Origin of the sequence: Bacillus sp. UNC125MFCrub1.1 (genome assembly GCF_000701305.1) — a bacterium.
GTDB lineage: Bacteria > Bacillota > Bacilli > Bacillales > Bacillaceae > Bacillus > Bacillus altitudinis.
Genome location: NZ_JNIG01000010.1, coordinates 27,474 through 40,751, shown reverse-complemented (window position 1 = coordinate 40,751; position 13,278 = coordinate 27,474). Strand labels below are relative to the sequence as shown.

The window sequence follows — 13,278 nt, the reverse complement described above, 5'->3', positions numbered from 1 at the left end:
ATTTCCGATTCATGCTATAATAAAAAGTAATTATTTTTGTTCGGCGTAAAGGATAGTATGAAGATTGACTTTTCGTCTTGAGGGTACTTTGGGCAAGGATAGTATAATACATTGTGTGGTAAACGCACGAGGAGGCAACAATCATGGAACAAGGTACAGTAAAATGGTTTAACGCAGAAAAAGGTTTTGGATTTATCGAACGTGAAGAAGGCGACGATGTATTCGTACATTTCTCAGCTATCCAAGGTGACGGATTCAAATCTTTAGACGAAGGTCAAAAAGTAACATTTGACGTAGAGCAAGGTTCTCGTGGAGCTCAAGCTGCTAACGTTCAAAAAACTGCTTAATCTTCTTTTTTCAAAACAGGTTCTCTACAGAGGGCCTGTTTTTTTTGCATGAAAAAACCCTACTCAGCGTACAAGTAGGGAGATGGTGCAAGGTATTCGTAAAAAATTTCATGCTTCAAAGGTTAGTGTATAGTATAACATACTAGATTGACAAAATGCGGAATTTCCATAAATTATTTTATTTTCTTTTTTACTCAAACGTTCTTTAACAAGAATTGAATTAGTTAAAATTTATATTGTATTTCTTAAAAAAATACTCTATATTAAATGTGTAAGCAGTTTCATAATAGGATTGTGACCGTTAAGGGCGATACCTAAATTGATACGTGTACAATAATGTTTGTTATTGTATTGGTTTCAGTTTAGGTTTTTTTATACCTTTTTTCAGCAAATCTTCATGACAATGACATATATGAAAAGGGATTGTGACTGTTCGGCAGGCGAAACCTGAATTGATGTGAGTTAATTGCATTGCGATGCAATTAACCGGCCTCAATTCAGGTTTTTTTATTTCAACATAGAAAGATAACATGTTTATTGTTTTGAAGGGGGGAACTCGTAAAAAAGTTTGGTTTAAACTATTTTTCTGGAGGCGATGAAAGTGGATAAAGTGACGTTAGCAAAAGATATTTTAAAATTGGTGGGTGGCAGTGAGAATGTTCAAGGTGTCACTCATTGTGCAACAAGGCTGCGCTTTAGGGTGAGCCAAAGTGATAAAGTGAAAAAAGGTGAACTGGAGCAACATCCAGACATTTTAAAGGTAGTTGAAAGTAGCGGGCAATTGCAAGTGGTCATTGGAAGTCATGTATCTGATGTCTATCAAGAAATTGAACGTCAAGGGCAATTTAATGATGACCATTCCGTCGGGAAATCAGAGCAAAAACAAACCATTTTATCAAAAGTGTTTGCTTTAATCTCAGGAAGTTTAACGCCATTAATTCCTGCTTTTGCAGGGGCAGGTTTGATGAAAGCACTGTTAATCGTTTTAGAAAATCTTCATATATTAACGCCAGAAAGTGGTACGTACGCCGTTCTTGCGGCAGCTGGTAATGCAGTATTTTATTTCTTACCCATTTTATTAGGAGTCACGATTGCTAGAGTATTAGGTGCAAACCCATATGTAGCAGGTGCTATTGGTGCAGCACTGCTAGAGCCTAACTTCACTGCTCTGCGTGAGGCAGGAAACGTTGTCTCCTTTATAGGAATCCCAGTTCCTTTATTAGATTACGCATCATCAATATTTCCTATATTTATTGCCGTCAGTCTATTTGCATTCATTGAAAGAAATTTAAAGAAAGTCATTCACAAAAATATTCAAATATTTGCTGTTCCGTTTTTATCTATCTTGATCACTGTACCTTTAACAACCATGCTCGTTGGACCATTTGGTGTTTATTTAGGGACATGGTTAGGCGACTTGGTCAATTATTTGATCAATAGCAGTCATATTGTATCGGGTATTATCATTGGAGGGTCTTGGTCTTTCTTAGTTTTGTTTGGACTGCACTGGGCAATGGTGCCTATCATTTTAGAAAATCTTAAAAGTGGATCTGATTTAATTGTGCCATTGGCAGCAGCATCTGTTGCAGCACAAATGGGGATTGCTTTAGGGGTCTTCTTGAAAACAAAAGACAAAGATATGAAAGCCTTAAGTGGTTCGACATTTCTATCAGCCATTTTATCTGGAATTACGGAACCCATTTTATATGGGATTATCCTTCGACATAGAAAAACAATGATCTATATGGTTGTAGCAGGAGCCATTGGAGGAGCGCTGATTGCGATCTTTAACGTAAAATTAGTTGTCTTTAATTTCTTCCTTAACGTATTTACGTTCCCGGCTCAAAGTCCGATGATTCTCTATATCCTAGGTATTGTGATAACGATTGTTATTGCAGCAGTTCTTCCCATCATATTTGGATATGAATTGAAGCATCAACAGAAAAAAGAAGACAACGCTACGAATAAAGAGCTTGAAACAAACGAGTCAATCATGAGCCCTCTCTCTGGACAAGTGAAAGCACTTCAACAAGTGGGTGATGTTGTTTTTTCTTCAGAAGCGATGGGGAAAGGAATTGCGATAGAACCGAGCCAAGGGGAAGTCGTTGCCCCGGTAGATGGCGTCATATCGGTTACAATGGAAAGTGGACATGCAGTTGGCATGATTTCTAAAAAGGGAGCCGAAATATTAATCCATGTAGGAATAGATACGGTGAAACTGGATGGAAAGTATTTCACTTGTTTGGTGAATCAAGGGGATGATGTGAAACAAGGCCAGCCTCTCATCAAATTTGAATTAGATAAAATCATTGAAGCTGGTTTTCAGACGACAACACCAATTGTCATCACAAATTCCGACCAATATGAGCACATAGATGCGGTTGTTCCAGTTGAAGAGCAAATTCAAAAGAACGAAGATTTACTGAATCTAAAGAAAAAATCTTAATATGAACACCAGGTATTCTTTACCTGGTGTTTGTCTCTAAATATCAGGAAAAGGAGTGTGCTTCCGTGAGGTTAATTATCAATGCAGATGACTTTGGTTTAACAGAGTCAGTGAGTAAAGGCATTTTGAAAGGGATGCAAGAAGGGATCATTACAGATACCACGATGTTGACGAATACAAGACATTTTGATCGATCTATAGAATTAGCAAAAGAAGCAGGAATTGAAGCAATGGGAGTCCACTTAAACCTTACATTATTGAAACCTATACTTGAAAGTGGGAAGGTTCAGTCGATTGTAGATGGCAAAGGGAATTTCTATCGAAAGCCATCATTGATTCCAAGTACGTTTCATAAAGGAGAAGTCCGTGCAGAGCTCAGAGCCCAAATCGAAAAGTTCCTTTCTTCGGGATTAACACTGACACATATTGACACACATCATGGTTTTAGTGTTATGCATGCAGAGATGTTTCAGATCATCCTTGAATTGGCCAAAGAATATCGTGTTCCTATGAGAAAAGATGATGTTTTAACGGATGATCCTTTCATTAAATCTCAATTAGCCGAATCGGGTGTGAAAACGACAGATGTATTATGCGCAGATTTCTCAGTTCCCATTATGCAGGAATCTGTCCTCATCAATACGATAGCAAAATATAAACAGACAAACGCAACGATTGAAATACCGTGCCATCCTGGATTTGTTGATGATGAGTTGCGAACAATTTCTTCATTAAATGATGAGCGAGAAGAGGATCTACAGTTATTGTTAAAGCAGGAGTGGTTAGGTTACATGAAAGAACAAGGCATCGAACTGATCTCATTTAGTCAGCTTTAACATTTTAAAATGATAAAAGTATTTTTTTAATAAAGTATGATAGATTAAAATGAGAACGTTAAATTTTCTCTGGATTTTCTTCTTTAGGATTGTAGGAAAGTGGGTGATCTAAATGAAAATCAAAAAAATCTTTAATAACAATGTCATCTTATTAAGTGATGAGATGGATCATGAAATGATTGTGATGGGGAAAGGGATCGGTTTTAATAAGCATAACAGTGAAGAGGTAGACTTTTCGAAAGTGGATAAAAAGTTTGTCATTGACAAAGGTCAAACCAACAAGCTGACTGAACTCATTGAACATATTAACATCGAATATTTAGAACTAACAAAAGACATGATTGAATATGCTGAAAATAAATTAGCCGTAAGTTTCAACCAAAATATTTACCTAACCTTGACGGACCATATTAGTTTTGCCATAACACGATATCAAGAAGGCATCGATATCAGAAACCCGCTTTTATGGGAAATTCAAAAATTTCATAAAGAGGAATATCATGTGGCTTTAGAGGCACTAAAAATCGTTGAAGAGCGGCTTCAAATTGCACTGCCAACTGAAGAAGCTGCGTCCATTGCGCTTCATTTTGTAAATGCTCAACAGAGCGGGAGTGATATGAAGCAAACCATTGAAGTGACCAAGATTGTGAATGATCTAATCAATATTGTGAAATACCACTATGGCATTAAACTAGACGAAAATTCAATAAATTATAGTAGGTTTATGACACATTTAAGATATTTTGCCTATCGAATTCTCTCTAAAGAGGGAATACCGGATGAAAATGATTCGCTTTTTGAACAAATAAAAAACCGTTATCCAAAAGCATATAGCTGTGCACAAAAAATGGTCACATACCTAGAGAAAAATGATAGGATCACTCCTACCGATGAAGAGCTTGTCTATTTAATCATTCATATACATCGAGTAACCAATAGGAGTACAAATCGTTCATAATATGCTTTTTCGCAAAATATAAACCGATCTTTTGAGCTACTATTCATATAGTAGCCTTTTTTATTTTGATTGAAACAACAAAAGACCAGCCAAACTGGCTAGTCTTTGAACATGATTTTTTGATCATAATGTCGAAATATCAATCACAAACCGATAACGCACATCACTATTGAGCACACGTTCATACGCTTCATCGACTTGTTTTGCGTTGATCACTTCAATCTGTGGTGCGATATTGTGAGCAGCTGCGAAATCGAGCATTTCTTGTGTTTCTTGGATGCCGCCAACGAGTGAGCCGGCGATGCTGCGACGCCCCGTAATTAATGAAAACACATGGAAGTTGTCTGGCTTTGGTGGTGCACCGACGTTTACTAATGTTCCATCAACACGAAGTAAGGACAAATAGGCATCCACGTTGATATTGGCAGAGACGGTATTGAGAATGAGATCATATTGACCAGCTAGTGTCTTAAACGTATCAGGGTCACTTGTAGCAAAATAGTCTTTTGCACCAAATGACAGGGCCTCTTCTTTTTTATTCAAAGAGCGGCTTAATACAGTCACTTCTGCGCCAAGTGCGCGTGCAAATTGAATGGCGACATGACCTAGACCGCCCATTCCGACAATCGCCACTTTTTTGCCAGGCCCAGCCTTCCAGTGTTTTAACGGAGAATACGTTGTGATGCCGGCACAGAGAAGAGGGCTGGCGACATCGAGGGAGAGCTGGTCAGGAATATTGACAACAAATCGTTCTGTCACAACAATTTTCTGACTGTAGCCGCCGTAAGTTGGTTCTCCATCATAATCCAGGTTATTATAAGTTTGAACGACTCCTTTCTTGCAATATTGTTCATCTCCATTTTGGCAATATTCACATGTACCGCAAGAATCGACAAAACAACCGACGCCTACACGATCACCAATGTTGAATTTCGTGACAGCATCCCCAACAGCTGAAACAACTCCAGTAATCTCATGACCCGGAACCATTGGGAAAATACCGCCGCCCCATTCATCAAAGGCACTGTGGATATCTGAATGACAGATCCCGCTAAACTGAATATCAATTAAAATATCATGTGGACGAAGTGCTCTTCGTTCAATGGTTGTCCGTTCAAAGTTTGCTTTTGCATGGGAAACACTTAAAACGTTTGATTGGTGCGTCTGACACATTCTGGATCATCCTTTCAAAAGTAAGATTCGGTCCTTCCTCTATACTGTACGTCTTAAAGTGAACTTTAAGTCAACATAGAACCTTCTGATCGCTTGAATTCAGGCTTTAGCATCAACCTTGAATCAAGATTTGAGCCAAAAGTATCTTGTCTTCTCGATAAAAATAGAGATGATGGGAAAAGGGAGATCGTCAAGTAAGAGAAAGAAGAGAAGGGTGAAAACAATGAAAATAGCACAAGCCGCCAAGCAGCTCGATTTATCTACTGCTACGCTCAGGTATTATGAGAATATAGGTTTAATTAGACCGATCAGGCGTGATGAAAATGGTGTTCGTGATTATACAGAAGAAGATATTCAGTGGATAGAATTTATTAAATGTATGAGAAATGCGGGTCTGTCAATTGATGCTCTTAGAGAATATACGGCTTTATTTATCGAGGGAGAGGATCGTACATTGTCCTCAAGGAAGCGTATTTTGGTCAATGAGAGAGAAAGACTCGTAGACAAACAAAAGGAAATCGAAGAAACGATTAAACGGTTAGATTACAAGATTGAAAGTTATGAAGATATTATCCACAGTTATGAACAAAAACTAGTTCATCAATTAAAAACGAGCTCTATTTAAATGAAGAAAAACCTGTGACTTGTCACAGGTTTTGTGATGTGGTTATCTTTTTGTGTAACGCACCCAATTGTAATGAGCGTAAAGTGGAGTAACACCGTTGTAGGAGCCGAGCCATTCATCGACACCTGCACCATTCCATAAGTTCATCATAATCTTTCCTGGTGTTTGAGGGATTTGAGTAGTAGCCGTATGTTTTAATTGACCGTCCACATACCATTTAATCGAGTTAGGCTGCCAGTCGAACGCATATGTGTGATAAGAGTTTGCTGCATCAAAACCAAGGTTGACGATTTTTTCATGATTTCCGACACCATTGGTATAATAGTTGAATTGTACCTTCGTGGTATCTTTTCCGAGAAACTCAATGTCAATCTCATCCCAAGGTGTACCATCCGTCGGTCCAGTATAAGTAAAGAACGAAGATACGATCCCAACATTTTTGGCTGGTTTCATGCTGACTTCATAAAGTCCATAGCCATATGTTTGAACGGAGCGGTTTTCCCCACAGTCAAACTTATTATACGAAGGACTAGTGAGCGATAATCGCATTTCCCCTAACGACGTCATGGAGACATTGTTTGCGCGCCACGTACAGTTAAACATATTTCCGTTCGAGTACCCATCAGCTTTTTGCCATAACCCGGTATTGTAATTGTTAAAGGGTTCATAGAATGATCCACCAGTTTGTGCCGAGGCACCAGCTGTAAATGTGGACAAGCTCAAGCATAACCCAGCGACAAGCAGCATCAGCATCCGTTTTACACGATAAGACATATAAGCATTCTCCTCTCCTTTTTGGAAGCGCTTTCTTAATTGATCATACATGATTCTTGTAAAATGGAAAATCGGTCTAATTTCTGATATTAAGCAGTTGAGTTTGATAGAATCTTCTCTTATTTCATGGGAATTGAGGTATCAATAGAAAAGGATCAAAAACGCCAGTAGTGATGATTGGGTTTTTCATCCTTTACATATGTTTTCTCTTTTTCATCCCAAAATATTTATCTTATGCTGTTTACTATCTTTCTGTAACTGCGATATCTAATAAACAGTCCACAAGCTCTTTTTTTCTAGAATAGAAAGGGAAATGATCGGCATCAAGGGTATAGATGCGCTCAAAAGGTTTAGTGGCATACATTTGTCTTTGCAAGTCAATCGGAATGGAGCGATCATTTGTTGTTTCAATATAGACACTGGGCACTCTTCCAAATCTTTCATTGGTTAATGAAACTTGATCTTCAAAAGGCTGAACAGGCTGTGGACGTATTTTCTTTTTAAACAATTGCAGATCTTCCTCCGAACTTTCGTTGAGCATATCCTCCGCAATGAATTCTTCCATTAATGTGATGGTCTGATTCTTTTCGTCAAACGTTGCTTTAGGACCGCCTGATGCGATATCACTAATAGCTTGTCCGTTTTCAGGAACAAATGCACAGACATATACTAGTTTTTTGATCTTGTCTGGAATGTTCTCAGCTACTTGTGAGATCACCATCCCGCTCATACTGTGTCCAACTAAAATGACGGGTTCATCTATTTTTTCAATCGTTGTGACGACTTTGTTTACATAGCTCTCTAATGATACGTCCTGTGGAAGCGTGGCGTCTTCTTCACTGCCAGGTAAATCAATTGCTATCACTGTATGACCTTTCTGTTGAAGAGAAGGTTTTATTTGGTCCCAGCACCAGCTTCCTTGGAATGCACCATGAACGAATAGGAATGTATTCAATCCAATCACCTCAATCACTTTTTGTAACCATTATAGTTACAACAGGTGGATCAGTCAAATGATAGTAAAAATCGCCAGAAAAGAATGATTGACAAAGCGGACAGTTGTCCGTAAGATAATACCGGGACAATTGTCCTAAATGAAACCTAAAGAGCCTTGATTCAAAACATACAAATAGATGTGATGTGGATGAAGCTAGAGAAGGTGAGGTAGCATGGAAAAGGATATTGGAAAGGAAATTGAAGAGGTCGCTTTTTCTTTGTTTCAAGAGTTTGGTGTAGAGAATGTCAGTATGCATAAAATTGCTAAAACAGCTGGTGTTGGACAGGGTACTCTTTACCGCCGATATGCCAATAAAAGTGATTTATGCCTTTCGATCCTTGGAGAAAAATTTGAACAACTGATCCCTGCTTTGCATCTTTACTTAAATAAAATAAGTGATCAGCCGGTTCAAGATCGTTTGCAATATGTTCTCGAGGAGATCCATCTCATCGTTGGTCATCACTTAGACTGGATTCGGATGCTGACGATCTCTGGAAATTTAGAGCAGACAAGTAAAGTATATGATTGTCATTACAGTCAATCACTCAAACAAATCATTCGTGATTTGCTCGAGGAAGCGAAAGTAAAAGGAGAAGCGAACATACAAGACATTGAGTTGACGACATTATGTATGTCCTCTCCAATGACGCCTGAACTCATGTTTTATATTCATGAATCCGGCTACTCAATTGAAAAAATTGCACAATTCGCTGCGGAAAGACAGGTTTTGTCTGTCTTTTCCTAGACATGAAGTGGCTCATTTCTGTCCAGCCTAACTACTTATGGTTTATCAAAATTGAAAAAGAAAAGGAGCCAACTTAATATGAACAAACAGCAAACAGCAGCTTCCGACATTCGAACGCTGCCCATTATTATTTCATTTATCACAGCTGGATTTATTGGACTGTTTAGTGAAACGGCACTCAACATGGCGCTGAGAAGTTTAACATTAGACTTTGGTATTGAAGCAACGACTGCTCAGTGGCTTACAACCGGCTATTTATTAACACTAGGGATTCTTGTTCCAATTTCAGGCCTCATTCTTCAATGGTTTACAACAAGACAGCTTTTCATTACCTCACTGGTCTTTTCGATCATCGGTACATTTATTGCGGCCGTTGCACCTGTCTTCAGTATTTTAATGGTGGCACGTGTGGTGCAGGCAGTAGGAACAGCCTTGCTTCTTCCATTGATGTTTAATACGATTTTGGTTATCATTCCGCCTCATAAAAGAGGTAGATCAATGGGGATTATCGGTCTTGTCATTATGTTTGCCCCAGCAGTGGGTCCAACGGTCTCTGGTCTCATTCTTAAATCGTTAACATGGCATTGGATTTTTTGGATTTCGCTTCCGTTATTGGTTGCTGCACTTGTATTTGGGTATATTTTTATGCAAAATATTACGGAACCCACAAGACCGAAAATCGACATTTTATCGATTGTGTTATCAACCATCGGTTTCGGTGGAATTGTGTATGGCTTTAGCAGTGCCGGTGAAGGCGGCGGCTGGAGCAGTATGCATGTGATTGTGGCGATTGTTGTAGGTGTCATTGGCATTCTTGTGTTCTCCCTAAGACAGTTAAACATGAAAGAACCGATGTTGAATTTAAGCCCATTTAAATATCCAATGTTTGTGATCGGGTTACTTCTGATCTTAGTGTGTATGATGGTGATGCTGTCTGCTATGATGATTTTGCCATTATATCTGCAAACGTCCTTGGCACTTTCTACATTTACAGCAGGTTTAATGCTATTACCAGGTGGAATTATCAATGGACTGCTATCGCCAATCATGGGTGGGCTTTTTGATAAATTTGGGCCGAAGTGGCTTGTCATCCCAGGCCTTGTCATCGTTGCAGCGACCATGTTTGGCTTCACGAACTTAAGTGTGAATACGTCCATCGGTTATATCGTGACGCTTCATATTACGTTAATGATAGGAATTGCGATGATCATGATGCCTGCCCAAACAAATGGATTGAATCAGCTGCCGCCAGAGCTATATCCGCACGGTACAGCGATTATGAATACATTGCAGCAAGTATCAGGAGCGATTGGGACTGCAGTTGGTATCTCGATCCTTTCATCAGGAGCTCGCAGCTTTATGGAAAATGTGGCTGATCCCGCAAATCCAGTCAATCAGCTGCTCGCCTTTACAAATGGCGTCCAGCATGCCTTTATCTTTGCTGTCATTATGACAGTGATTGGCTTGGTGATTGCTTTCTTTATTAAACGAGTGAAAGTAGAACAACAAGTATCATAATATATGAAAAGCACTGAGGACTTAGCGCCGCAGTGCTTTTTTTATTTACTCATAGGGGTGAATGTTTGTTTCAAAGGAGCTGAAAATGGGGAGAGAGATAAAAAGTAACGACTCTCTGACGACATTGAAGGAAAAGGCGAAATTCGTAACGAATGGATAGAGATAAAAGAATAAGATAGGAGCTGAGATCATGAACTTAGACGAACAAATTAAAATGGCTGAGTCATTACGTCAACCAGCTGAAGATTCATTAGCTGGTCAATCAGAACTAAAGCCAGTCCACCCTCCTGAAGTGAACAAAATGGAATATGATATCCCAACAGGTGCTGGTGAAACAAAGGTGTGGGTATTTAAACCTGTGAAAACATTGAAACAACCCCTACCTGTTTTCGTGAATTTGCATGGGGGCGGTTTTATACTTGGAAGTGCTGAAATGGATAATCATTGGTGTCCGGTCATAGCAGATCGTGCGGAGTGTATCGTTGTCAATGTGGAATATCAGCTGGCACCGGAACACCCTTTCCCGGCCGCTCTTCATGAATGCTACGATGTGATGAAATGGTTATATGAACATCCTGATGAACTACAAATAGACCCAAATCGATTAGCCATTGGCGGACATAGTGCAGGTGGGAATTTGGCAACAGCGGTTTGTCTGCTTGATATCCAAAAAGGGAACAAACTTCCGATTGTCTATCAAGTGCTTGATTATCCGCCGCTTGATTTAGCTACTGATCCAGCACAAAAGCCAGCGTTTGAAGAAGCAATTCCAGTTGAAATGGCGAGACTGTTTAATGCCTTCTACCTGCAAGGTCAAGATCCGCACAATCCGCTCGTTTCTCCAGTCTTTGCAGAGAGAGAAGTCTTAGCACAAATGCCTCCAGCTCTTGTTATCACAGCTGAGAAAGATTCACTAGCTGAAGAAGCTGAGCATTATGCAGGCAAGTTAAAAGAAGCAGGGGTAGATGTCACATACAAACAATTTAAAGGAGTCCCACATGCGTTCACTCATGCCGGAGATTTAGAGATAGCTGAAGAGGCTTGGCATCTGATGAGCGATCAGCTTAAGAAGGCGTTTGAATAAGAAATATTCGGATATCAGTAAAAAGCACAGACTTTTTTTCTGTGCTTTTTTTGTGTTCTTGCTGACGTCTTGAAAAGAAGTGTAGATACAACAATCGCAGTAGTCGATATAATAGTAAGATAGAAGACATCTAAAAAGGAGCTAATAGAATGAAAAAAGAGACACTACAGGCATTTTGTCTTTCTTTACAAGGAGCAACCCACGACTATCAACCTGAGTGGCAGGCAGATCGTTATCATATAGGTGGAAAGATGTTTGCCATGATGGGGGGAGACGTCGATCGCAAACCAGTCATCACTTTAAAATGTGATCCGCAACGTGCTGAAGAATTAAGAGAAATGCATGAAGGAATTATTCCCGGCTATTACATGAATAAGACGCATTGGAATTCTATTTATCTTGATGCAGATATTCCATCTTCATTTGTCGAAGAGCTAATTGAACATTCCTATCAACTGGTTTTTCACAAATTAACAAAAAAAGCTCAGCAGGCTATCCTCCAACATGATTCAAAAGAAACCAATTAAATGCTGAACGTTCAGTTGTTCATGTCTCTTTGAATCTCTTCAAAATTGACTAGAGTCACATGCTCTCGCTATACTTTAAACAGCTGGAAGATACGAATAGGGGGATATACAATGGGCTATACAGTCATTACAGGAGCAAGTTCAGGTATTGGATATGAAACGGCTTTGGCCTTTGCAGCAAGAGGAAAAAATCTGATCTTAGCTGCACGCCGGCTTGATAAACTCCAAGAACTGAAAGAAAAGATTCTAGAAACATATCCCGATATTCAAGTGAAAATCCAGTCTGTTGATTTAACAGACAGAGAGCAAGTGTATTCTTTCTATGAGTCATTAGCTGGTGATGAGCTGGATACGTTCATTAATAATGCTGGGTTTGGCCATTTTGGTTCAATAGGAGAGCAGGATGTGAAAAAAATCGGGGACATGCTTCATCTCAATATTGAAGCGTTAACAATTTTATCCACTCTGTTTGTCCGTGATTATGAGCAAAAAGAGGGGACGCAGCTAATCAATATCTCTTCAAGAGCGGGTTATACCGTCGTCGGAAATGCTGTCACTTATTCAGCAACGAAATTTTATGTGAGCGCCTTTACAGAAGGGCTGGCCCTAGAATTGAAAGAAAAAGGAGGCAAATTACAGGCAAAAGTATTAGCGCCTGCTGCGACAGAGTCGGAATTTGCAAAGCGTTCATTAGATGTCGATCAATTCGAATATGAAGGCACTATCAAGAAATATCACACATCAAAAGAAATGGCAGCGTGCTTGCTTGAACTTTACGACAGTTCAAAAACAGTTGGTATCGTTGATGGGAAGACATTTGATTTTGAATTGAAGGACCCCATTTTTTCACACGCTGGCACAAGCATGAAATAAAAAGTTCCAATCACTGAGGATAGATTCTCTTAGTGATCAGCAGGTCACCGAGCCGAAAGATGTCTTGGATAATGTGGAGCGCTGTCAACACATACTAGAATAGATAAAAACACCTACACATTAGGTGTTTTTTTTATGCATTCTTTGATGAATGAAAGAATCGCAGGTCCAGTAGATGAGACTGCTGACAATTATGATCGGAAGGGATGTGGAGCTCTCAATTCCATCCATAACAAAAAGCATGACAATCATTGCTATCAGTAAGTAAGCCGCTAAATAAAGAGGATGAAAAGCCTTGGGCTGTAAAGAAAACAACAACTGTAAAGGTACCGCAAAGATGAAATAATAAACAAAAAAGATGGGAGTGTAAAGCAG

13 protein-coding genes are annotated in these 13,278 nt (G+C 39.2%); 10 read left to right on the top strand and 3 right to left on the bottom strand.

Annotated elements, in window-relative coordinates:
- Positions 1–143: 143 nt before the first annotated feature.
- The 4 genes from N521_RS05565 (at position 144) to licT (ending at position 4,587) form a co-directional block, all read left to right on the top strand.
- Entirely contained in the window at positions 144–347 is a 204-nt protein-coding gene (locus tag N521_RS05565) for a cold-shock protein (RefSeq protein WP_003214229.1), read from the top strand.
- A gap of 601 nt (positions 348–948) precedes the next feature.
- Positions 949–2,793: a beta-glucoside-specific PTS transporter subunit IIABC gene (locus tag N521_RS05560; protein ID WP_035390358.1), complete on the top strand. Its 1,845-nt coding sequence runs from the start codon at positions 949–951 to the stop codon at positions 2,791–2,793.
- 65 nt (positions 2,794–2,858) lie between these two features.
- Positions 2,859–3,629, top strand: coding sequence for a carbohydrate deacetylase (locus N521_RS05555; RefSeq protein WP_017366671.1), 771 nt, complete (start codon positions 2,859–2,861; stop codon positions 3,627–3,629).
- Between the two features lie 112 nt (positions 3,630–3,741).
- Positions 3,742–4,587, top strand: coding sequence for a BglG family transcription antiterminator LicT (licT, locus tag N521_RS05550; protein ID WP_017358459.1), 846 nt, complete (start codon positions 3,742–3,744; stop codon positions 4,585–4,587).
- Between the two features lie 123 nt (positions 4,588–4,710).
- Here licT and N521_RS05545 read toward each other — a convergent pair whose 3' ends face one another.
- A complete protein-coding gene (locus N521_RS05545; protein WP_035390355.1) occupies positions 4,711–5,760 on the bottom strand; it encodes an NAD(P)-dependent alcohol dehydrogenase in 1,050 nt (349 codons plus the stop codon).
- Between the two features lie 223 nt (positions 5,761–5,983).
- Here N521_RS05545 and N521_RS05540 point away from each other — a divergent pair, with 223 nt between their 5' ends.
- The gene (locus N521_RS05540) at positions 5,984–6,385 is read left to right on the top strand and encodes a MerR family transcriptional regulator (RefSeq protein ID WP_017366673.1); all 402 of its coding nucleotides are present in this window, start codon (positions 5,984–5,986) and stop codon (positions 6,383–6,385) included.
- 42 nt (positions 6,386–6,427) lie between these two features.
- On the opposite strand, the gene bglS is transcribed toward N521_RS05540, so the two are convergent.
- Positions 6,428–7,159 (bottom strand): beta-glucanase, encoded by a 732-nt coding sequence (bglS, locus tag N521_RS05535; RefSeq protein ID WP_007496444.1) that lies wholly within the window; start codon positions 7,157–7,159, stop codon positions 6,428–6,430.
- A gap of 244 nt (positions 7,160–7,403) precedes the next feature.
- On the bottom strand, positions 7,404–8,123 hold the full coding sequence (locus tag N521_RS05530; protein WP_225310485.1) for an alpha/beta fold hydrolase: 720 nt from the start codon (positions 8,121–8,123) through the stop codon (positions 7,404–7,406).
- Positions 8,124–8,328: 205 nt separating this feature from the next.
- Here N521_RS05530 and N521_RS05525 point away from each other — a divergent pair, with 205 nt between their 5' ends.
- The 5 genes from N521_RS05525 (at position 8,329) to N521_RS05505 (ending at position 12,903) form a co-directional block, all read left to right on the top strand.
- Positions 8,329–8,901, top strand: coding sequence for a TetR/AcrR family transcriptional regulator (locus tag N521_RS05525; RefSeq protein ID WP_035390350.1), 573 nt, complete (start codon positions 8,329–8,331; stop codon positions 8,899–8,901).
- Positions 8,902–8,979: 78 nt separating this feature from the next.
- On the top strand, positions 8,980–10,419 hold the full coding sequence (locus N521_RS05520) for a DHA2 family efflux MFS transporter permease subunit (RefSeq protein WP_008346741.1): 1,440 nt from the start codon (positions 8,980–8,982) through the stop codon (positions 10,417–10,419).
- Positions 10,420–10,609: 190 nt separating this feature from the next.
- The gene (locus N521_RS05515; RefSeq protein WP_035390348.1) at positions 10,610–11,503 is read left to right on the top strand and encodes an alpha/beta hydrolase; all 894 of its coding nucleotides are present in this window, start codon (positions 10,610–10,612) and stop codon (positions 11,501–11,503) included.
- 149 nt (positions 11,504–11,652) lie between these two features.
- Positions 11,653–12,030, top strand: coding sequence for an MmcQ/YjbR family DNA-binding protein (locus tag N521_RS05510; RefSeq protein WP_007496439.1), 378 nt, complete (start codon positions 11,653–11,655; stop codon positions 12,028–12,030).
- Positions 12,031–12,141: 111 nt separating this feature from the next.
- A complete protein-coding gene (locus N521_RS05505; RefSeq protein ID WP_008346737.1) occupies positions 12,142–12,903 on the top strand; it encodes an SDR family NAD(P)-dependent oxidoreductase in 762 nt (253 codons plus the stop codon).
- Positions 12,904–13,278 lie beyond the last annotated feature (375 nt).

Excerpts from the sequence above, each read along its gene's own strand:
- N521_RS05545 (WP_035390355.1), bottom strand. The coding sequence starts at position 5,760 with ATGTGTCAGACGCACCAATCAAACGTTTTAAGTGTTTCCCATGCAAAA.
- N521_RS05565 (WP_003214229.1), top strand. The coding sequence starts at position 144 with ATGGAACAAGGTACAGTAAAATGGTTTAACGCAGAAAAAGGTTTTGGA.
- N521_RS05515 (WP_035390348.1), top strand. The coding sequence starts at position 10,610 with ATGAACTTAGACGAACAAATTAAAATGGCTGAGTCATTACGTCAACCA.
- N521_RS05540 (WP_017366673.1), top strand. The coding sequence starts at position 5,984 with ATGAAAATAGCACAAGCCGCCAAGCAGCTCGATTTATCTACTGCTACG.
- N521_RS05510 (WP_007496439.1), top strand. The coding sequence starts at position 11,653 with ATGAAAAAAGAGACACTACAGGCATTTTGTCTTTCTTTACAAGGAGCA.
- bglS (WP_007496444.1), bottom strand. The coding sequence starts at position 7,159 with ATGTCTTATCGTGTAAAACGGATGCTGATGCTGCTTGTCGCTGGGTTA.
- licT (WP_017358459.1), top strand. The coding sequence starts at position 3,742 with ATGAAAATCAAAAAAATCTTTAATAACAATGTCATCTTATTAAGTGAT.
- N521_RS05525 (WP_035390350.1), top strand. The coding sequence starts at position 8,329 with ATGGAAAAGGATATTGGAAAGGAAATTGAAGAGGTCGCTTTTTCTTTG.
- N521_RS05505 (WP_008346737.1), top strand. The coding sequence starts at position 12,142 with ATGGGCTATACAGTCATTACAGGAGCAAGTTCAGGTATTGGATATGAA.
- N521_RS05520 (WP_008346741.1), top strand. The coding sequence starts at position 8,980 with ATGAACAAACAGCAAACAGCAGCTTCCGACATTCGAACGCTGCCCATT.